Source organism: Bradyrhizobium sp. Arg237L (genome assembly GCF_029990105.1).
Lineage (GTDB): Bacteria > Pseudomonadota > Alphaproteobacteria > Rhizobiales > Xanthobacteraceae > Bradyrhizobium.
Genome location: NZ_JAQMIL010000010.1, coordinates 63,512 through 82,870, shown reverse-complemented (window position 1 = coordinate 82,870; position 19,359 = coordinate 63,512). Strand labels below are relative to the sequence as shown.

Annotated in this window: 17 protein-coding genes; 2 read left to right on the top strand and 15 right to left on the bottom strand. The window is 63.2% G+C overall.

Translation table 11 applies throughout. The features are described 5' to 3' along the window. Positions 1-54: 54 nt before the first annotated feature. The 8 genes from chvE to OZ411_RS08490 form a co-directional block, all read right to left on the bottom strand. The gene (chvE, locus tag OZ411_RS08525) at positions 55-1,125 is read right to left on the bottom strand and encodes a multiple monosaccharide ABC transporter substrate-binding protein (RefSeq protein ID WP_130578577.1); all 1,071 of its coding nucleotides are present in this window, start codon (positions 1,123-1,125) and stop codon (positions 55-57) included. Between the two features lie 65 nt (positions 1,126-1,190). Next, on the bottom strand, positions 1,191-2,075 hold the full coding sequence (locus OZ411_RS08520; protein ID WP_282527626.1) for an SMP-30/gluconolactonase/LRE family protein: 885 nt from the start codon (positions 2,073-2,075) through the stop codon (positions 1,191-1,193). After that, positions 2,075-3,163 carry an aldose epimerase family protein gene (locus OZ411_RS08515; protein WP_130578576.1) on the bottom strand — a complete coding sequence of 363 codons (1,089 nt, stop codon included), beginning with the start codon at positions 3,161-3,163 and terminating at the stop codon, positions 2,075-2,077. Before OZ411_RS08515 ends, OZ411_RS08520 begins: the two co-directional genes overlap by 1 nt. Before the next feature lie 3 nt (positions 3,164-3,166). Continuing rightward, positions 3,167-3,289, bottom strand: a complete 123-nt coding sequence (locus OZ411_RS08510) for a hypothetical protein (RefSeq protein ID WP_282527631.1) — start codon at positions 3,287-3,289, stop codon at positions 3,167-3,169. Next, positions 3,286-4,062: a FadR/GntR family transcriptional regulator gene (locus OZ411_RS08505; protein WP_130578575.1), complete on the bottom strand. Its 777-nt coding sequence runs from the start codon at positions 4,060-4,062 to the stop codon at positions 3,286-3,288. Before OZ411_RS08505 ends, OZ411_RS08510 begins: the two co-directional genes overlap by 4 nt. Before the next feature lie 972 nt (positions 4,063-5,034). After that, on the bottom strand, positions 5,035-6,555 hold the full coding sequence (locus tag OZ411_RS08500) for a filamentous haemagglutinin family protein (RefSeq protein WP_282527565.1): 1,521 nt from the start codon (positions 6,553-6,555) through the stop codon (positions 5,035-5,037). Next, on the bottom strand, positions 6,504-7,850 hold the full coding sequence (locus tag OZ411_RS08495) for a hypothetical protein (RefSeq protein WP_282527564.1): 1,347 nt from the start codon (positions 7,848-7,850) through the stop codon (positions 6,504-6,506). The genes OZ411_RS08500 and OZ411_RS08495 overlap by 52 nt, the downstream gene beginning before the upstream one ends. Before the next feature lie 422 nt (positions 7,851-8,272). After that, on the bottom strand, positions 8,273-9,829 hold the full coding sequence (locus OZ411_RS08490; protein WP_282527625.1) for an MFS transporter: 1,557 nt from the start codon (positions 9,827-9,829) through the stop codon (positions 8,273-8,275). Between the two features lie 176 nt (positions 9,830-10,005). Here OZ411_RS08490 and OZ411_RS08485 point away from each other — a divergent pair, with 176 nt between their 5' ends. Further along, positions 10,006-10,863: a LysR family transcriptional regulator gene (locus OZ411_RS08485; protein ID WP_282527563.1), complete on the top strand. Its 858-nt coding sequence runs from the start codon at positions 10,006-10,008 to the stop codon at positions 10,861-10,863. A gap of 97 nt (positions 10,864-10,960) precedes the next feature. Here OZ411_RS08485 and OZ411_RS08480 read toward each other — a convergent pair whose 3' ends face one another. The 7 genes from OZ411_RS08480 to OZ411_RS08450 form a co-directional block, all read right to left on the bottom strand. After that, positions 10,961-11,998, bottom strand: coding sequence for a tagatose 1,6-diphosphate aldolase (locus tag OZ411_RS08480; RefSeq protein WP_282527562.1), 1,038 nt, complete (start codon positions 11,996-11,998; stop codon positions 10,961-10,963). Further along, entirely contained in the window at positions 11,995-12,954 is a 960-nt protein-coding gene (locus OZ411_RS08475; RefSeq protein WP_282527561.1) for a sugar kinase, read from the bottom strand. The genes OZ411_RS08480 and OZ411_RS08475 overlap by 4 nt, the downstream gene beginning before the upstream one ends. After that, the gene (gene ugpC / locus OZ411_RS08470; RefSeq protein ID WP_282527560.1) at positions 12,951-14,024 is read right to left on the bottom strand and encodes a sn-glycerol-3-phosphate ABC transporter ATP-binding protein UgpC; all 1,074 of its coding nucleotides are present in this window, start codon (positions 14,022-14,024) and stop codon (positions 12,951-12,953) included. Before ugpC ends, OZ411_RS08475 begins: the two co-directional genes overlap by 4 nt. Before the next feature lie 5 nt (positions 14,025-14,029). Further along, a complete protein-coding gene (locus OZ411_RS08465; RefSeq protein ID WP_282527559.1) occupies positions 14,030-15,034 on the bottom strand; it encodes a zinc-binding dehydrogenase in 1,005 nt (334 codons plus the stop codon). A gap of 7 nt (positions 15,035-15,041) precedes the next feature. After that, positions 15,042-15,869 (bottom strand): carbohydrate ABC transporter permease, encoded by an 828-nt coding sequence (locus tag OZ411_RS08460; protein WP_349016990.1) that lies wholly within the window; start codon positions 15,867-15,869, stop codon positions 15,042-15,044. Positions 15,870-15,877: 8 nt separating this feature from the next. Further along, on the bottom strand, positions 15,878-16,765 hold the full coding sequence (locus tag OZ411_RS08455) for a sugar ABC transporter permease (RefSeq protein ID WP_130578563.1): 888 nt from the start codon (positions 16,763-16,765) through the stop codon (positions 15,878-15,880). Between the two features lie 61 nt (positions 16,766-16,826). Then, positions 16,827-18,128 (bottom strand): sugar ABC transporter substrate-binding protein, encoded by a 1,302-nt coding sequence (locus OZ411_RS08450; RefSeq protein WP_282527557.1) that lies wholly within the window; start codon positions 18,126-18,128, stop codon positions 16,827-16,829. 187 nt (positions 18,129-18,315) lie between these two features. Between OZ411_RS08450 and OZ411_RS08445 the strand changes: the two genes are divergently transcribed. Next, a complete protein-coding gene (locus OZ411_RS08445) occupies positions 18,316-19,350 on the top strand; it encodes a LacI family DNA-binding transcriptional regulator (RefSeq protein WP_282527556.1) in 1,035 nt (344 codons plus the stop codon). Positions 19,351-19,359 lie beyond the last annotated feature (9 nt).

The window sequence follows — 19,359 nt, the reverse complement described above, 5'->3', positions numbered from 1 at the left end:
GGCGAGATGTTGTCCGGCAGGCGTGACCCTGCACGCCTGCCGGACGCCATCCGCTCACTCGAATTGCGAGCGCTTGTAGTAGCCGCTGTCGATCAACACGCCGTCCCAGTTGCTCTTGTATACCACCACCGGCTTGAGCAGATAGGACGGCACCGCCTTGACGCCGTTGTTGTAGGTCTTGGTGTCGTTGACGGGGACCTCCTTGCCGCTGAGCGCCGCATCGACCATGTCAGCCGTCACCTTCGCGAGATCACGTGTGTCCTTGAAGATGGTGGAATATTGGTCGCCGCGGAGCATCGCCTTGATCGACGGCACCTCTGCATCCTGCCCGCTGACGATCGGCATTGGCTGCTCGGGCGTGCCGTAGCCGACGCCCTTCAGCGAGGAGATGATGCCGATCGAAAGACCGTCATAGGGCGACAGCACCGCATCGACACGCTTCTTGCCGTAGAAGGCGCTGAGCAGATTGTCCATGCGGGACTGCGCGGTCGCGCCGTCCCAGCGCAAGGTCGAGACCTTGTCCATGCCCATCTGTTTGCTGCCGACGACCAGCTTGCCGCTGTCGATATAGGGCTGCAGCACCGACATCGAGCCGTTGTAGAAGAAGTACGCGTTGTTGTCGTCGGGCGAGCCGCCGAACAGCTCGATGTTGAACGGACCCTTGCCCTCCTTGAGTCCAAGCCCCTGCTCGATCGACTGCGCCTGGAGCACGCCGACCTGAAAATTGTCGAAGGTCGCGTAGTAGTCGACGTTCGGCGTGTCGCGGATCAAGCGGTCATAGGCGATCACCGTGATGCCCTTGGCCTTGGCCTGCTTCAGCACGTCCGAGAGCGTGGAGCCATCGATCGCCGCGATCACCAGAACCTTGGCTCCCTTGGTCACCATGTTCTCGATCTGGGAGAGCTGGTTGGGAATGTCGTCTTCCGCGTATTGCAGGTCGGTGCCGTAGCCGCGCTCCTTCAACACCTTGACCATGTTGTTGCCGTCATCGATCCAACGCGCCGACGACTTGGTCGGCATGGCGATGCCGACCGTCGCCTTCTGCGCAAGCGCGCCGCTGCTACATATCGCGGCGGCGAGGCACGCCAGCGCGAGCATACGGAACGTCGTCTTCAACTTGAGCATGTTTCACTCCCTTCGGTTTTAGGAACGTTTCTCGTTGCGGTGCGGTTTTGGTCGTCGAAGATCTCCTAAAAGCGGGCGAGCCTGATATCCGGCTCCGCGCGGCCGTGCGCGGCGACCTTAAGGACGAACGTGCGCCCGTGATCCGGATCGGCGGCACGCGCCGCCTCATCCATGTCCTGCCAGGCCGAGGTAACCAGGAGGCGCGACAAATCCTGCCCGACGAAGGCCGGGCAGCTCGCCTGCCGCGCCGGAACGTGCAGGCAGCGCAGGTGCTCACCTTGCGGACTGTAGACGTCGACGCAACCGCCGCCCCAGCGCGCGTTCCAGATCAAGCCATCGGCATCGACCACGGCACCGTCAAGGCCGCCAATGCCGCGATGCTCTAGCAGAGCTTCGGGCGCGCCGCGCGGCAGACCGGTCGCGGGATCGAGCGCCACGCGATAGAGCTCATTCTTGGCTGTATCGGCGAAATAACCGATCCCGCCGTCAGGCGAGAAGCAGATCGCGTTAGGAATGGTGATATTGGCGAATAGCTTTGAGATTTCGCCGCAATGGAGCGCATAGATGCTGCCGGCACCAGCCTCGGCTTTTCTCCCCATCGTGCCGATCCAGAACGTTCCGGACGGATGCACCCGCGCGTCGTTGGATCGGCTGCGCGGATTGTCGGCCTCGAGCGGACGATAGAGCGTCATAGCGCCGTCGCGGATGGAGCGGATATAAAGACCGTCTTCCGCCGCGATCAGCTGATGTTCGGCATCGATGCGTGCAAGCGCGCTGGCCATTTTGCCGAGACGATGGATGCGCACTTGTCCGCTCACGAGGTGAGCCTCGAACAGCTTGCCCTCGAGGATATCGAACCACCAGGCAGTATCGGTCGCTGCGTCGTAGGTCGGCCCCTCGCCGAGATGGCAGCGCTCCGCGCATAGGATGGAAGTCGGCACCTGCTCCATCATGTCAGGCTGCCTGCTGAAATAAAGCGGTAGACGCTGTGGTGCCGATAGACGGAGCCGGGCGCCAGCTGCGCGCTTGGAAAGTCTGCCCGGTTGGGCGAGTCGGGCCAGATCTGCGGTTCGAGGCAGATCGCGTCGTACTGCCGGTAGAGCCGGCCGCGTTTCCCGGCAATCGACCCGTCGAGATAGTTTCCCGAGTAGACCTGCAATCCGGGCTGATCGGTCAGGAGCTCGAGGATTCGCCCCGACCGCGGCGCTTCGAGCCGCGCAACAAGGCGCAATTCGCCGGCGCCGTCGAGGCAGAAGTTGTGATCGTAGCCCCGGCCGTAGCGCAGCTGGGTATCGTCGCGGCGGATCCGGTCTCCTATCGGTGTGGGGCTACGGAAATCGAACGGCGTATCGGCAACCGCGCGCGGCGGCCCCGGCAACGGAATCGCGCCCGAATCGATCGCGAGGAAATGATCGGCAGCGATCGTGAGCCGATGATCCAATATGGCCAGGCCGGACGCGGCGCCTTCGAGATTGAAGAAGCTATGATTGGTCAGGTTGACGATCGTCGAACGGTCGACGCATGCCTCGAAGCGCACCGACAGCTCCGTCGGGCCGGTCAGCCGATAGGTGACCCCAACACTGAGCCGGCCGGGATAACCCTCTTCACCATGGTCGCTGACATAGGCAAGCGTAACCATGGGCTCGGCGCCGTCCTCGATCTCGATAATCTGCCAGAGCCTTCGGTCAAAGCCCTCTGGCCCGCCGTGAAGAGCGTGCGCGCCGTCATTGGCCGCAAGCCGCGCGACCTCGCCATCGATCTCGAAACGGGCGTTGGCGATGCGATTGGCGTAGCGCCCGACCGTAACGCCGAAGAAGCCCCGCACGTTCAAGTAACCGGTGAGATCGTCATGGCCGAGCACGACGTCGTCGCACGCACCTTGCGCATCGGGCACGATCAGCGCCTGAAGTGCCGCGCCATAGGTGATGATATGCGCTTCGAAGCCCCGTGCACCCAGAAGCACCGCGCGCTCAACCGGACGACCGTCCGCCAGCGTGCCGAAGACATCCCGTGCAATGCGTGGGGCTGTGTTGGCCATGGCTCAGCCTTCGAACACTTCGACGATCCGGCGTCGGCCCGGCCCATCGGTCGCGGCGATGGCGGCAATATGCTGATCCCGCGCAATCTTGCCGAAGCCAACAATAGCGACACGCGGTGCTGTCATGGTCCTTCCCGCGCTTCAACTGACAGTGCTTCTTGAGCCGATGAGTTCGCCTTTGCCGTGCCTTCGTGCCGGCGCATGCCGTTGTGGATGACCTTGATCATGGCCGCCGCGGCCGTTTCAGCATCGCCCACCGCGATGGCGTCGACGATGCGTTGATGCCAAAGCAGCACGGTTTCGCGATCGCCCGCTTCGAGCGGCGCACTGAGCAGAAACGACGCGCGCAACGCCGCCTCGATCACATGACCGATCGAGCGCATGAACAAATTGCCGGATGCGTTGGCGACGGCGATGTGCAAGGCAAGGTCGGCATCGGCAAAGCCGACGGAGTCCGAGGCCTCCCGCCGCATCCGATCGAGGCTGCGCTGAAGCTCCAAGATATCGGCTTCCGAGCGTCGCGCTGCCGCGAGCGCCACCGCCCGCGGTTCGACCGCCAGGCGAATCTCCGCGAGGTCGCCGAGGAAACGCTTGTCTATGCCCGCGTCGAGATGCCAGGCGAGCACATCGGCATCGAACATGTTCCACGCGCCGCGCTCCCGCACGACAGTGCCGACCCGCGCCTTGGTGCTGAGCAGCCCCTTGGCCACCAGCGTCTTCACGCTCTCGCGCAGCACTGGGCGTGAGACACCGAACATCGCGGTGAGTTCGGCGTCACCGGGCAGCCGGGTCCCTTCCGCATAGCGGCCGGCGATGATGTCAGTGCCAATGCTGCGGGCCACCTCGGCATGATTAGAATGGGCGCGCCGCGTCGGAATCACGACAAGCTGCGAAGTCATGGGTTTGCCCCAGCACTGGCGACCGCCGAGCGATGCGCCACCGCGGTCATTGCCCGCTGCAGCGCGATCGAGGCGAACGGCAGGATGCGCGCCACGAGGTTGGCGACGTAACGATAGCTGCACGAAAGGCTTTGAGAGGCATGAGGCGCGTTCTCCCGAAATGCTTGTTTCCGGGTGCTCTCCGCCGGCGTAGCGGTGGCATGGCACCTTCGGGCTGCTCGTTTGAGGCAGCTAAGCCAATATTTCACGCCAGGAAGGCCCTGACTAGTAATATTATTTTACTATTTAGGCCCGATTCCAGCCGGGAAATACAGATCGCCTCGCCCACGACAACGGCCCCTTTTGGCGTCGGGCTCCGACGAGCCTATTCGAAACACGCCGGAGTCTTCTGCAATGCACGTTCGGTGACGGCCGATTCAGGCAAAGCAGATTCGTTCTGCTCGGTGTCCGGCCAGGACCACCAATGGTTTGCGCTGACGAGCAAACGGCCAGCTACAAGGAAACGATGCCGCTATCGGATTTACGCGACAGCACCATCCTCCTTGCTGGCCCTGCTGAAGCTCGACACGATAGAAGGCTGCCTGTTTGGCAAAAACCCAGGCGGCCTGATCGAGATATGGCGGTTGCAGGACGAGGGATCTCCCGGTGCACACGTCGTGCACATGCTGCCCACTAACCAATTGAAAAATTTGAATTCTCGCTCCAGCCCATCATGGGGGCGCAGCGTCTGCTTCGGCGGCGCGGGAGCGCTACCGCCTTCGCCGCACCGAACCAACTTGCGTTACCTTCCTCAATCATCCGCATGGTGCAAGGCGTAAGGCGCTCGACGCTATGTCGGCCGGCCAAGCGAGTGTTCGACTGGCTTCCGTTTGCCGATATCAGCCAGCTTCCGCGATTCAACAACAAATTGAAGTTGCGTCCGTTGAGGCCGAGCCGCAGCCTCAACGACACGTTCGTGCGCAGGTCCGCCGACTATTGGCGGGCGAGCCGGTGCTGCTCCTCCGGCGTCAGTTTCCGCAATTGATCGTCCGTCAACTGCCCCACGCCCACATACTGGACCGAACTCGTCGGATCGTAGCTCTGTCGACCTTGGTCACGTCGACGGCGCTCCTCACCGCCATCCGGCGAGGTCCCGTCGCCGCCGCCGAACCCGAGGAATTCGACGATGATGATCGACGGACGGTCGTTGGTGCTGGGCGCGATTGGTTGAGCCTGTTGCGTCGCCGCCGTCAGGTTGCTGCTGGTGGACAATGCCGCGACCGGCGGCGCCTGCACCGTGGGCACGCCGGTGACATTGCCCTGCGCCTGGATGTTGGCGGCGTTGATGATCTGCAACGCCGCGAGGTTGACGTTGCGGCCGCTGACACCCGCCTCGCCGATGTCGATGGTGCCGAGCGGCGCGATCAGGTCGACGTCGCCGCTTCGGATACCGGGGATAACGCTGCGGGCGGAGATGCCCGCGCCCGAAGACGGAGCGTTCGGCGACAGCGTCACCATGCCGTAATCGTCGTAGACGCGCCGCGGCGGGACATAGCCGATCGTCGTCTTGGCGCCGCGGCCGGCGTTGATGTCGCCCTCCGCCGACCAGGCGAGGACATCGCCGCCCATGGTCGCCATGATGCGCGACAGGCCGAGCAGGATCGAGCCTTTGGAGTACATCTGGATGCCACCCGGACCGAGCGTCAGCACGCCGGCCGACGCAGGCGGCACCTGGCCCTCGACGCCCACCACGATCTGGCCTCCCGGGGCCAGCATCTGGATGTCGCCGCCGAAATTGCTGCGCACGCCCGAGCCGCCGAACATGATGATGTCGCCGGCCCGCTGCAGGACATTGCCCGCTTCATCCCGCTCCGGGAACAGCGTGGCGATGGCCTGACGGCCGCGGAAGTAGCTGCCGTAGCGCGAGCTCTGCCGATCGTTGTATTCGCGGCCACCGGCTTTCAGCTCGGCGAAGTACACCTGGCGCAGGAAGCTGCCCTGCTGCTCCGGTGCAAGCACGGCAAAATACGTCCTCGCCTCCTCGACGGTGCCGGCGAAGTCGAACCGCTCCTTGAGCCAGTCGGCCAGCTCTTTCTCGTAGGTCTTGGCGACCTTGCCGGCCTGATCAGCCAACGGCACGCCCGTCACCGCAAGATTGGCCGGATCGAGATATGTCGTCAGTGCTGCATAGTCCGGCCCGTTCGTGCCAACGCCCGCCTGCATCAGGATGCTGGCGCCAGGTCGCTTATCATCAATTGCGATCGGGCCGATGCTGGTGATGGAGCCTTTGTCGGCCTGATACAGGTTGCGTCCCGCCGAGACTTCCAACACGCCGGGACCAGCGATATCGAAATTGGCAAACACGATGTCGCGGCCAGCGGACACGATCGATATGTCATTCGGGTTATTATGCACGATCAGATTGCCGCGCGAATTGAACCCTCCCACCGCGCTTATTTTCGTTACGCCGGGCGCAAGGCCCGCGCCGACGATATCGCGGCCCGCGCGCACCATGACGGGGGCTGCGGCGTTGTACCAAATCGGGCCTCCACGGAACTGGAAATGAGGGTCTCGCCCGTGCTGAGGCCAACGATGTCTCCTTCCCGCGCGTAGAAGCGGATAGCATCCGCGTTCGGGTCGCGGCTGATGCCGATCACGGCGCTGTTAGGCCCGAAGGCAAACAGAGCCAACGGCGTTGTACCGGGCAAGGTGTTGCTCACCTTGATGACCGGGAATCCTGCCCCACTGCCAATAAAGGCCGGATTGAACGGCGTCGGCAAAGCCACGCCGGAACCGGACATGTTGAACGAGTATTGCCCCGCATAGATCGAATCTGCGGCAAGCATTTCCAATGCACCGTGAGTCGATGGCGCCAGGGTAACGAAGGCCGGAACGATATTGGGGTCGTTTCGCATGTAGGACAATGCGTTGACGCCGTAATAGATATTGCCGCCCAGCGCCGCCACGCGGAGAATAGACGGATAGGTGATCGATCCGTCCGCAGCGTTGTGATCGCTGTTCCGATACGGGATCTCGGACGACGAGGTGGTGGGCGTGAGGTTGCCGCCGGCGGAGATCAGGTTGATCGCGGTGTGATCAGTCCACAGCGTGAACCAGTTCACTCCGCCGCCGGGATAGTTCATCCCGCCCACGGAGAAGGCCGACTGATTGGGTGTCTGAGAGCGGCCCGGATCACCGACCCCGCCGAGCACGAGATCACCCGAGGTTTCAAGGTAAACTGCGGAGTCGCCGGGCACCAATGTGATGCCGGATCGCGCGTCTGAGGATGTCGCGATGAACGGATCGATACCGCGCGGATCGAAGGCATCGTTCAACCCGTTGCCTGACCGGTAGAGGAGTTTGATGCCACCGATCGACTCCGCCGCCACAAACCCTTTGACAGCGTGCGTGTCGGCCAGCTTGATGGCCCCGGCGGAAGCGGGGTTCAGCGCGCGCCGGTCTGCCGAGCCGAGGTCGGCGCCGGCCACCAGGTGCAGACCCCATGACAGCGCGCCTGCGCCCAGCATCGGCGCGACCGCCCAGTTGCGACCCTGTACCCCGTTCACGACCGGGCGCAGGTTGACCGGCTGATTACCCGGCAGTTCGATCCAGGTCATCGACGGAATCAACGATCCGCGCGCGAGTTGGATCGGGGCAGCGACGGTCATCTCTACCGGCAGAGCAACGGCCTTAGGCCAAATCAGCGCGGCCACGGCCACCGGCGTCCGCAACGTGGTGCCGGCGCCGAGCCGCATACCGGCCCCCAGTGTTACGGCGGCCGGCAACACCGCGCCGGCCACATAGGCCACCGAGCCATCGGCGTTGTAATTGTTCGCGGCCTGCCCGCGGCCAGGGCCGTCTCATAGAGAACCTGCACGCCGGCTATTGCCCCATAAGCGCTGAGCGCCGCCGCAAGCGGCTGCGACGGAATATCAAAGACCACCTCCTCGCCGCCTTGCGTGGTCTCGTTCCTCGGCTGGGCGAGCACGCACACGCTGCTCCATGCCAGCAACAATGAGGCGACGAGAACGCAGGCCAGATCCGTCGCTAGTGCAGTTCGACGTACCATTCTTCCATCCGTCTCGTGCGCCAGAGAGCAGTAAATCTCTTTTTCGACGGATCTGCCGTCGGAGAGACATTTTTATTGCCATTCCTTGCACGGCATAACGGAGCCACTAATTGAGAAGCGTACAATTTGCGAGGAAAATCAATACGCATTCCGACAAGACCATCAAACCGACGTTGCACCTACAGTAGTTTTTCTCTTTGTCGGAACAACCGCTTTTTGGCCGAAGATCAGGAAGCTCGACAGAGCCAGGATCCACACCGAGAGTCCTCCATAGAGCATCACCAACCTGAAGCCATGAACCAGTGCGTCTTGCACAGCAGTGTCCGCCGCCGGCAGGGAGTTCAGTTCCGGGAAGTCAGATATATGGGCACTCGCGCCCGCTATCCTTTCTGCAAGACGTTGCAGGCGCGGTGCATCAAGCACTGCAGGAAGCGCGCTCCTCAGCCAGGAGGATATGCCCGCGATCAGGATGAAGCCCATCAGAGCGATGTTGATCGCCAGCGAAATCATCCGAGCGCTCATATCGATACCTGACGCCATGCCGGCGCGCGTGCTCGATACCGATGCGGTCGTCGTGTTGGTCACCGGCGTGTTGGTCAGCCCCAGCCCGATGCCCGCAAGCAAACAACCAGGCAGCAGCGTCAACCAACTGGGTTGTTCAACGCCGCTGCCGGCCCACATCAACATGAAGCCAAGGCCGATGACGAAAAGTCCGGTCGGGATGGCGATCCTGGCCCCGAAGCGCAGCAGGATCCGCTCGCCAAATGGTGGCACCACGAGACTCGGCAGCGTGTAGGAGAGCAGCGCCAGGCCGGCCGCGACATTGCCGTAACCGAGCGCGCTTCGGAAGAAAATCGGAAGATAGATCATGAAAGGCCAGAAGCTGAAGTTCATGCCCATCGATCCCAGGAGAGCGCCCGAGAAGGTCCGAACCCGGAAAACGGAGAAGTCGAACATCGGGCGGGTGCTGCGCGTCTCGGCCAGCACGAAGCCTGCGAAACTCAGGACCGCGATTGCAATGATGGCGAAACCTGTCGGGCTCCAAAAGCCCAGGTCGGGCCCTTGTGTGATATAGAAGGCCACGCAGAACACCGACGTCGAGAGCGTCACGATGCCTACGATATCAAGGTGCTTCGCGTCGGGATCGCGCGATTCTTGCACCCCGGCCTCGGCGAGGACAGTGGTGACCGCGGCGATGACGGCATGGACCAAGAACACCCATTGCCAGTTGGAGATCGCGACGATCGCCGCGCCAATGATCGGACCGAAGCCGAGGCCGATCCCGAAGATGATGCCCCAGGCGGCAAAGGCCCGTGCGCGCTCCGGTCCCCCCCGGAATTGGTGGGAGAGAACGGCAACCTGACAGATCAGCATCGCCCCACCGCTCATGCCCTGAAGAAACCGGCTCACTATGAGAACGAGGGCGTCCTGCGCCAAGCCGCAGATCAGGGAGGCCATGCCGAAGACGACGATGCTGACGACGAAGACACGCTTTCTGCCGTAACGATCTGCAAGCGTGCCCGTCGCCATCAGCACAGTCGTGACCGCGATCGTATAGGCGTTCATGATCCACTGGAGCTGCTGGAAGTCGGCATGCAGCACCGTCTCCAGCGTCGGCAGAATCGTCGGAACGCTGGAAATCTCCAGCCCGAACATGAGAGACGCGAGGCAGACGGCCGCCAGGGCGACGGTGTTTCGCTGTGTTGCTGAAATCGTCATGACTTTCACCTCCAAGCCTGGTGCCGATCGCTGACATGCAGGCAGGAGGTTCGCTCGATCGAAGAAACTCGGGTCTCGGGTTCGCCGCCCACGTCAGATGCCGAACATAGGGGGCCCTTGACTACAACAAAACCGGATCAATATAGATTTCAGAGACAACAAATTCGGATAATGGAATGCTCTCGCTCGATGTGGATGCCGTAAGAGCTTTCGTGATGGTGGCCGACCTGCAGAGCTTCACGCGCGCGGCCGAAGCTCTGGGCACCACGCAGGGTGCAATCAGCGTGAAGCTCAAACGGCTTGAGGATCGCATCGGGCATCGGCTGATCGAGCGGACTCCCCGATCGGTGCGGCCGTCGGCGCAAGGGGCTGCCTTTCTGGAGGGGGCTCGGGAATTTATCGCGGCTCACGAGCGCGCCGTTGCCGGACTCAATGCGCCCCCGAGACACTTTGGCCTCGGCATTGCTGCCCATGTCGCAGGGCCGGAGGTTCCGAACTTGCTGGCACGGCTCCACGCCCACGATCCGAAGCTGACGATCGAAGTACAACTCGATAGCTCGCGCAAACTTCTGGACCTGTTCGATCAGGGACGGCTCGATGCCGCGATCATCCAGCGCGAGGACGATCGCCGGGATGGGGAGACGCTGGCACACGAGCGTTTTGGCTGGTTCGCGGCGCAAGGGTTCGAGCACCGACAGGGAGAGCCGCTGCGCCTGGCTGCGCTGACTCCAACCTGCGGCGTCCGTAACATAGCAACACATGCGCTCGATGCGGCGGGCATAACATGGACCGAAGTGTTTCTTGGGGGCGGTTCTTCCGCTGTCCATGCCGCCGTCGCGGCAGGGCTGGCAATCGCCCCTCTGTCATATCGGATAGCGCCTGCCGGCACTATCGATGTCGGCGAGCGGTTTGGCCTTCCTCCGCTTCCCTCATCCGAAGTGGTGCTCCATTCGTCCTTGACGGACCAGCGGTCGCGGGCAGCCCTAAGGGCGTTGGCGGCGGCGTTCCGAGAGCACCGTGCTCCGTACCGTTGATGCTCTGAAGACCACGATCGCGACCTGGCGCTCGTAAATACCAATGAGACGCGCTCCTTGCGGCCGCTGTAATACTGTGCCCTCAATCGTCGTAGTCTCAGTAGGCGCGCGCGAAGTCGCCCTCTTGCTTGATGTCGGTGAACACCGGAAAGCGAGCCTTCCAGGGGGTTCCCTTGGCCGTCGTCAGATCGTTGAGACGCTCGAGCACGGCGAGGCCATCCTTGCGCAGGCTGGCAGCGACTGCCGCGCGGTCGGGGAAGTTCTTCAGCACGGCATCGAGCCAGATCGTACGGCCCGCAAGGAATCCACCCGCGCCCGCGGCATAGGCGAAGTCGAGGACGCGCTCGAACTTCTCCGGCGCGGCGCCGCCTGACAGCAGCACCCAGGGGATGCCCCGGTCGCGGCAGATATCGCCGATCGCATCGAACTCCTTCTGCGCGGCCTTCGCCGCAGCGCTGCCGTCGCGGGCGGGCAGACTGTTGGCGGCAAGCGGACTCTCCAGCTTCAAGAGATCAACGCCATATTCCGGCTTGGCAAACTCGCGCACGCTCTCGATGACGAGACCGGGAAGCTTGCCCGGCGCTTCCACGTAGTCGGCGGTGTGATTGGCACTGCCGAGGAACGGGTATACCAATAGCTCCAGGACATAGGGAATGTCGTGGCGGTCACAATCCTGCCCGACCTCGCGGACAAAGCGCTTCTGATGCTCGTTTACCGCGGGGTCGGCATCCGGCCGGTACCACGCCAGCACCTTGACGGCGTCGCCGCCCATGGCGCGGATCTTCTCCACGCTCCAGTTGGTGATCGCCCTCGACTTGCGTCCGCCCGGCGTTTCCTCGACGCGGTGCTCTTCGAGGGTCATGATGAGACCGCAGCGTGGCGGCAGGAGATCGATCGCAGCCGGCACCGCGAAATTCGGATCGAACAGCATCGAGCTGCAATGCGGCGCGAGGTTTTCCACGAGGAGACGCTTCGCCGCCGTGACGTCGGAGTATTCGACCTGGTCCCGCGTAATCCCCTTCGCTTTCGCGATAGCATCGAACAGCGGCGGCCGCTGATCCAGCGCGACCATGCGGAAGTGACCATCTAGGTCAGCCAAACGCGCCAGGCCGCGGTTCTTTCCAATCGTTCTCATGGCTTCGTCCTCATGAATGCAAGACACTCGTTGATGGTGGGGATTCCGTTACGTCCGCCCGCGTGGCGGCATTTCATCGCAGCCGTCGCTGCCGAAAACGCCATGGCGTCGCGCACATCGAGGCCGACGCCGATTGCAAGCGCATAGGCGCCGTGAAAGACGTCGCCCGCGCCGGTAGTGTCGACGACGTCGACGGCAAAGGCGGCCTGCCGATGCAGGCGGCCGCTCTCGTACCAGCTCACGCCGTCCTCCCCGCGCGTGACCGCGATGGCACGGCAGCCGTAGCGCGCGAGTGCAGCGAGCGATTGATCCTTGGCCGAGCCGGCAAAGGAGGTCAGCGCGGGCTCGGAGAAGATCGCGTGGTCCGTCAGCGGAAGCAACCGCTCGAACACCTTGGCATCGGCCATGTCGCCGTCGAGCACCGTCGGAATGCCTCGCGCGCGGGCTTCGCGAAACAACGTCGCGGCTCCCTCCGTCCAACGCGGATCGGCCAGCACGCAAGATGCGCGTGCGACCGCCTCCAGTGGCAGCCAATCCGCTGCCTCCGGATAGAGGCCGCGGAAATTGACGATCTGCCTCTCGCCGGAGCTGTCGACGATGATCCCGGAGACCGACGAGCGACCATCGGCAAACAGCCGGAAATTCTCGACGTCGACGCCCTCGGCAACGAAGGCCGACCGCATCTCGTGGCCGGCGGCATCATTCCCTGCCCGCCCCCAGAACGCGACCGACGCGCCGAGCCGCGCAACGGTAACCGCGGCATTGGCGGCCATGCCACCGCCGAGGGTCGCGTAGTCCAGGCTCTTGATCTTCTCGCTTCCGCTCGCAAAGAGCCGATCGACACGCCAAACCTGGTCGAGCGCGGACAGACCGAGGCAAATGAGCTGCACATGCCGGGTTCCGGACGCGACGTCCGCCAGCGCTGATAGATTTCCGATGTTCGCTGGCGAGCTCACCGCAAGACCTGTCCGTTGGCTGCGTCGAACAAATGCGTCTTGCCCGGTTGCGGACGGAGGCTGAGGCGATCGCCGACCTTCGGCCGCAGTGACGGATCGACCCGGGCGATGGCGGAGGCGCCGGCGAGATCGAAATGAATCAGCGTATCCGAGCCGAGCGGTTCGACGAGCCTGACGCTTACGGCAATGCCGTCGGTCGTCTCGGCCGCGACGGCAAAATGTTCGGGACGAATGCCAAGGACACCGGTGCCGGCACGCCGCAGCCGGTTTGCCGTTTCGTCGCCTAGCGGCACCACCGTTCCGCCTTGCGAAAGGATCGCGTGCTCCTGTCGCCATTCGACCGGGAAGAAATTCATCGCCGGCGAACCGATGAAGCCGGCCACGAACTGGTTGGCCGGCCGCTCGTAAACCGTCTCCGGCGTGTCGTACTGCTGGATCGTGCCGCTCTGCAGGACCACGATACGGTCGGCCATGGTCATGGCTTCGATCTGGTCGTGGGTGACGAAGACCATCGTGGTCTTGAGCTCCTGCGACAATGCCTTGATCTCGGCACGCACCTGCCCGCGCAGCTTCGCGTCGAGGTTCGACAGCGGCTCGTCGAACAGAAACGCCTTGGGATTGCGCACGATCGCGCGTCCCATCGCAACGCGCTGGCGCTGCCCGCCGGACAGCTCTTTCGGCTTGCGATCGAGGTACGGCTCGATGTGCAGCAGCGCCGCAGCGCGCTTCACCCGCGCGTCGATCTCCGCCTTCGGCGTTCCCCGCAACTCCAACGCAAACGACATGTTGTCGTAGACCCGCATGTGCGGATAGAGCGCGTAATCCTGGAACACCATGGCGATGTCGCGCTGCGCGGCCTGCACGCCGTTGACGCGCTTGTCGCCGATGTAGAGGTCTCCGGACGTGATCGGCTCGAGGCCCGCGATGATCCGCAGCAGGGTTGACTTGCCGCAGCCGGATGGGCCGACGAAGACGACGAACTCATGGTCCGCGATCTCCAGATTGAGATCCGGGATCACGGTGAAATTGCCGTAGCGCTTGACGAGATTGCGGATCGAGATCGAGGCCATGATCACTAGTCCAGCGCCAGCACAGGCTTGATGAGCTCGCCCCTGGCGAAGCGCGCGAAATTCTCGGGCAGCGCGGAAAGACCGAACTCCCCATCGACGAGCACGCGATACTCGTCTTTGTACTGCCGCAACAGCGCGATGTTCGGCTCGAAATCCGAGACCGGAAAATAGAAGGTCCGGATCATGTAAAAATCCTTGCGGCGGAACACCTTGCCTTCCTCGATGGTCCAGGGCGCCGCATTTTCGCCGACCAGCACCAGCGCGCCGCGTGGCAACACGAGCTCGATCCCGAGATTGCGTGCCACATGCGCGCCGGAGCACTCCATGATGAGGGCGAAGCGCTTCGACGTCTCGCCGACCGGGTGCGCCTTGGCGCCGAAGGACTGCGCGATCTTCAAGCGCGTCACATTCGGATCTGCGACATAAACCTCGTCGTAGCCAAGGCTGCGAAGCACCAGCACGACTCCTAGTCCGACCGGGCCCGCGCCCATCACCAGAACCGGCCCCGCATCGCTCGGTGGCACGACGCGACTGACAAACCGTACGGCATGACCGGACGTGCCAATCACGTCGAGCAGAAGCGGCGCGAGGCTATCCTCGATGTCATCGGGCACCGGCAGCAGACAGTTTTCCGGCACCGGCACATATTCGGCATAGCCCCCCGGCCTGTTCCAGCCGATCAGGCTTGAGACCTCCAAGCACATTTGCGTATCGCCGCGCTTGCAGGCGGCGCAGTGGCCGCAGTGCAGCGGGATGTAAACGGCGCAGCGGCGCCCATGCAGGCGGTGGCCGGGCTGCTCGACCACGCCAAAGATCTCGTGGCCCGCGGTGAACTCGGCACCCTTGTGCCAGAGCTTGAAGTCCGAACCGCACAGCGCCGTGCGGGAGACCCGCACCAGCACCTCACCTGCCCCGACATCAGGCATCGCCACACGCTCGATGGTGATGCGGTCGTGGCCATGGAAGACCGCCGCCTGCATGATCGAATTCGGACGTGGTGATACGTTCATGAGATACCTAGCCTTTCACCGCACCGAGCGTCAGCCCGGACACCAGCCAGCGCTGAACGAGAGCCGCCAGCACCAGCGGCGGCAATGCGATCAGCGTCGCCGCGGCCATGAGCGCGCCCCATTGCGTCGAGCCTTCACCGATGAAATTGAAGGCTGCCGCGATCAGCGTCTTGGTGTCGCCGTTGGAGAGCACCAGCGCAAACAGGAAGTAGTTCCACGAGAACACGAAGGCGAGGATCGCCGAGACGGCGATGCCGGAGGCTACCAGAGGCAGCGCGATCCGCCAGAGAATCCGCGTCACGCTGCATCCGTCGACCTGTGCCGCCTCGAAGACGCTGCGCGGGATGGCGTCGAACGACGGCAGCAGGATCCAGATCACGATCGGCAGCGTAATCACCGCGTGGCTGAGGATCAGTGCGGTGTACGAGCCGATCATGCCGACCTGCCGGAACATCACGTACCAGGGCAGCAGGAACAGCGTACCCGGTGCCATGCGTGCCGCGAGCGTCAGGATCGCCGGCCATGAAATCCGCGTCCACGAGACGGCGAAGGCCGCCGGGATACCGAACAACAATCCGAGCGCAGTTGAACCGATGGTGACGATGAGGCTGTTGAGGGCGTAGCTCAGGAACGGCGTGGTTTTCGTGAGCTCGACGTAATTGCTCAGCGTCGGCGTGAAGACCAATGTCGGCGGATAGGCCGTCACCTCGAAGGAGGGCTTGAGCGACGACAACACCATCCAGACCGTCGGCGTCATGATGATGATGCCCGCCAGCACAAGCTGCAGCAGGTTGAGGCAGCGGATCCAGCGGTCGGTGGTGGACGCATCCATAATCGCTTCACCTACCAGGCGACCGCGCCGCGCAGGCGGTTGCAGGCGAGCACTGCGCCGAACACGATCGCGGTCAAGGTCAGCATCAGCGCACTGGCATAGCCGATGTTGAAGAACTCGAAGCCGACCCGAAAGCCATAGATGTTGAGCGTGTTCGACGCATTGCCGGGGCCGCCCTGCGTCGTGATGTAGATGATATCGAAGAAGCGCAGCAAATCGACGCTGCGCAGGATCGCCGCGGTGACGATGGTCGGCAACAGCAGCGGCAGCGTGATCCGCTGGAAGGTCTTGAATGCGGACGCGCCGTCGATCTGCGCGGCCTCGTAGACGCTGGGCGGCAGCGACTGCAGTCCGCCAAGCACGATCAACGCCACATAAGGCGTCCACTGCCAGGTATCGATCAGCGCGAAGGTCGGAATGACCCAGGTCGGCGACGCTAGCCACTCCGATGGCGGCAGGCCGAGAAATTGCAGGATATAGTTGGCCGCCCCCAACGACGGATCGAGAATGACAATCCACATCATGCCAGCCACCACCGGCGGCATCATGAAGGGCGAAATGAACAGCGAGCGCACGATGCCCGGCAGGCGCTTGGCGTGGAACAGGACCAGCGCCAGCCAGACGCCTAACACGAGTTGCAGCGCCAGCGAGAGCACATAAAGCGCGATGGTCACCCAGAGCCCGTTCCAGAACTCATGGTCGGACACGAGCTTTGCATAGTTCGCCAAGCCCACGAAGGATTGCTTGCCGGTCGACGAAAAGCTCTGGAAGCCGAGCCACACCGTATAGATCACCGGAAACGCGATCATCGCGACGGTGAAGATCACCGCCGGCGCCGAGAGCGCCGACAGTTCCAGCCTTTGCCGGTCCTGCGTCAATGTCGCAGCCGCGTCCGACATGCCTACATTCCTTGATCCAATGAGGGTCCAGCCGCGTGAAGGCGGCAGGCGTTCCGTGCCGTTACTTCTGCGCGATCAGCGCGTCGAGCGCCTTGTCGGCGTCTGCGCAAGCCTGGTCGACGGTCTTCTGCTTCAGGATCAGATCCTGCACAGCCTGGCCGATGAATTCGCGCGATTCCGGGTTGGCGACGATGGGATAGCCGACCTCGGAAGAGCCCTTCGTTGCGAGCACGTCGAGCGCCGCTTGCCACTCCTTCCGCACCGGCTCCTCGTCGATCCACTTGCGGTATTCAGGATCGTTGGCGACCGACGGCCGCGGCGGCGCAATCCCCTGGAGCGCCATCTTCTTCTGAACGGCCGGGCTCGTCGCCCATTGCACGAAGTACCAGGCCGCATCGGGCTGCTTGCTGTGCGAGGAGACGGCCATGCCCCAACCGATCACGGTCGGCACCTGACCGGCCTCGCCGGCCGGGAACGGGATCAGGGCGGTATCCTTGAGCCGAGCACCGCCGTCCATCACGGTGCGCAGCTCGTTGGAGGATTCGAACGACATGGCGGCCCGGCCGCCGCGATAGAGCGCCGAAATTTGCTGGAAGCTGTAGTTGACGACGCCGGGCGGGCCGAAGTCGCGCAGCAGCCGGCTGTAGGTGTCGAGCGCCTCCTTGCCCTTGACCGAGCAGAGGTTTGACTTGCCGCCGGCGATATAGCTGCCGCCGATATTGTGCAGCATGTTGCTGAACGTATAGGCGACGGCCGGCTTCAGCCCGCGCGAGACGAACGGCGTGACCGAGCTGTCGCAAGCCTTGATCTTCGCCGCAGCCGCCTCGACATCCTTGATGGTCTTCGGCGGCTCGAGGCCGCACTTCTTGAAGATGTCGGTACGGTAATAGAAGATCGGCCCCTCGATGTTCATCGGCATGCTGGTCAGCTTGCCGCCAAAGGTCGCCGCCTTGAGCAGGGCCTGGCTCAGTCCGGCCGGATCGTACTCCTTCGCCACGTCGTTCTTCGCCATGGCCGAGAGATCGGCATACCAGCCGGTCGCGGCGAACTGCTCACCCTCGCGCGACGGCAGCGTCATGAACACGTCGACCTCATCGCTATGCGCGTTCATCACCGTGACCAGGCGCTGGCGCATCTGCTGTTCCTGGTAGCCGTCGACCTTCAAGGTCATGCCGGTCTGCTTTTCGAAATCGGCCTTGTAGGCAAGCAGCGCCTGCGCAACGGGATTGTTGTTGACGAGAAAGGTTACGGTCTTGCCTTGAAATTTCTTCCAGTCGAAATCCGCCGCACGCCCCTCGCTGCTGACAGCGATGACCGCGAGAACCGGCAACGCGACGCGCGCCGCAAACATCCTGGCGTTCATTTGAACTCCTCCCTGACCCGGCTTGTCCGCCCACCCGGCAGCGCCCCTTCTGAAGCGCCTTTCTGAAAACGGTTACATTCTAAGCCTCATCTCACTCCTGTCAAGCAATGGACAATTCGCCCAACGTAGGACATCATTGCAGAAATTTCTCTCTGCCACCCTGAACCACGACTGTAACGTTACATTCATGGATCTGCCGGCCGCCAGATTAGCGAAGCAAGGCATCCGCGCCGTCGCGGCACGAGCCGGCGTGTCGACGGCATCCGTCTCGCGTGCACTCAACAATCCCGACGCGGTGAGTCCGTCCTTGCGTGCGCGCATCGCGCAGGCGATCGAAGCCGTCGGTTACATCCCGCATGCGCCGGCCCGCATCCTGTCGTCGCGACGATCGCGTACGTTTGGCGCAATCGTGCCCACGATCGACAACACCATGTTCGCGCGCGGCATCGCCTCGTTGCAAAAATATCTCTCGTCGGTGGGCTACATGCTGTTCCTCACCACGAGTGGCTATGATCTCGACGTCGAGTTGCAACAGGCGCGCAATCTGATCGGCCGCGGCGTCGATGGCCTCGTGCTTCGCGGCGACTGCCATCACGAAGGGCTGCGCAAGCTGCTTGCCGACAATGCGGTGCCCTTCATCAATGTCGGCATCTATCAGCCGGACCGCCCCTACCCTTGCGTCGGCACCAACAATGAAGCCGCCGCCCATCGTGCCGCAACGCATGTCATCGAGCTTGGCCATCGCAGGATCGGAATAGTGTCCGCGCTCCAGCGCAACAATGACCGCGCCAGCGCGCGCGTTGCCGGCTTTCGCCGCGCGTTGACTGAGGCCGGGCTGGCGCTGCCTTCGCAATGGCATGTCGAGGTGCCCTATACGCTCGACGATGCGCGGGAAGCGGCGCGTTATCTCCTCAGTCTGGAGGACCGGCCCACGGCCGTCGTCTGCGGTAACGACGTCATCGCCTATGGCGTTCTGCTCGAGGCGGAGCGCAGCGGATTTTCGGTGCCGCGTGACCTGTCGGTCGTCGGCTTCGACGATCTCGACTGGAGCCGCCATTTGCGGCCGAGCCTGACCACCATTCACGTTCCCACCGGCGAAACCTGGCAGCGCGCCGGCGAATATCTGGTCCGAAGTCTCGCGGGCGAGCAGACCATCATGCACCACGAGGTCGACTACTCGCTGGTGGTCCGCGAGTCCACGGCGCCGCCTTCAAACCCCTGAAGAATGATG

Bases quoted from the DNA above. Each gene is read 5' to 3' on its own strand.
- OZ411_RS08515 (WP_130578576.1), bottom strand. From the start codon at position 3,163: ATGGCCAACACAGCCCCACGCATTGCACGGGATGTCTTCGGCACGCTG.
- OZ411_RS08465 (WP_282527559.1), bottom strand. From the start codon at position 15,034: ATGAACGTATCACCACGTCCGAATTCGATCATGCAGGCGGCGGTCTTC.
- OZ411_RS08450 (WP_282527557.1), bottom strand. From the start codon at position 18,128: ATGAACGCCAGGATGTTTGCGGCGCGCGTCGCGTTGCCGGTTCTCGCG.
- OZ411_RS08505 (WP_130578575.1), bottom strand. From the start codon at position 4,062: ATGACTTCGCAGCTTGTCGTGATTCCGACGCGGCGCGCCCATTCTAAT.
- OZ411_RS08445 (WP_282527556.1), top strand. From the start codon at position 18,316: ATGGATCTGCCGGCCGCCAGATTAGCGAAGCAAGGCATCCGCGCCGTC.
- OZ411_RS08485 (WP_282527563.1), top strand. From the start codon at position 10,006: ATGCTCTCGCTCGATGTGGATGCCGTAAGAGCTTTCGTGATGGTGGCC.
- OZ411_RS08520 (WP_282527626.1), bottom strand. From the start codon at position 2,075: ATGGAGCAGGTGCCGACTTCCATCCTATGCGCGGAGCGCTGCCATCTC.
- OZ411_RS08480 (WP_282527562.1), bottom strand. From the start codon at position 11,998: ATGAGAACGATTGGAAAGAACCGCGGCCTGGCGCGTTTGGCTGACCTA.
- ugpC (WP_282527560.1), bottom strand. From the start codon at position 14,024: ATGGCCTCGATCTCGATCCGCAATCTCGTCAAGCGCTACGGCAATTTC.
- OZ411_RS08500 (WP_282527565.1), bottom strand. From the start codon at position 6,555: ATGGTGCGCGCGGGCCGCGATATCGTCGGCGCGGGCCTTGCGCCCGGC.
- OZ411_RS08490 (WP_282527625.1), bottom strand. From the start codon at position 9,829: ATGACGATTTCAGCAACACAGCGAAACACCGTCGCCCTGGCGGCCGTC.
- chvE (WP_130578577.1), bottom strand. From the start codon at position 1,125: ATGCTCAAGTTGAAGACGACGTTCCGTATGCTCGCGCTGGCGTGCCTC.
- OZ411_RS08510 (WP_282527631.1), bottom strand. From the start codon at position 3,289: ATGACAGCACCGCGTGTCGCTATTGTTGGCTTCGGCAAGATTGCGCGG.
- OZ411_RS08455 (WP_130578563.1), bottom strand. From the start codon at position 16,765: ATGTCGGACGCGGCTGCGACATTGACGCAGGACCGGCAAAGGCTGGAA.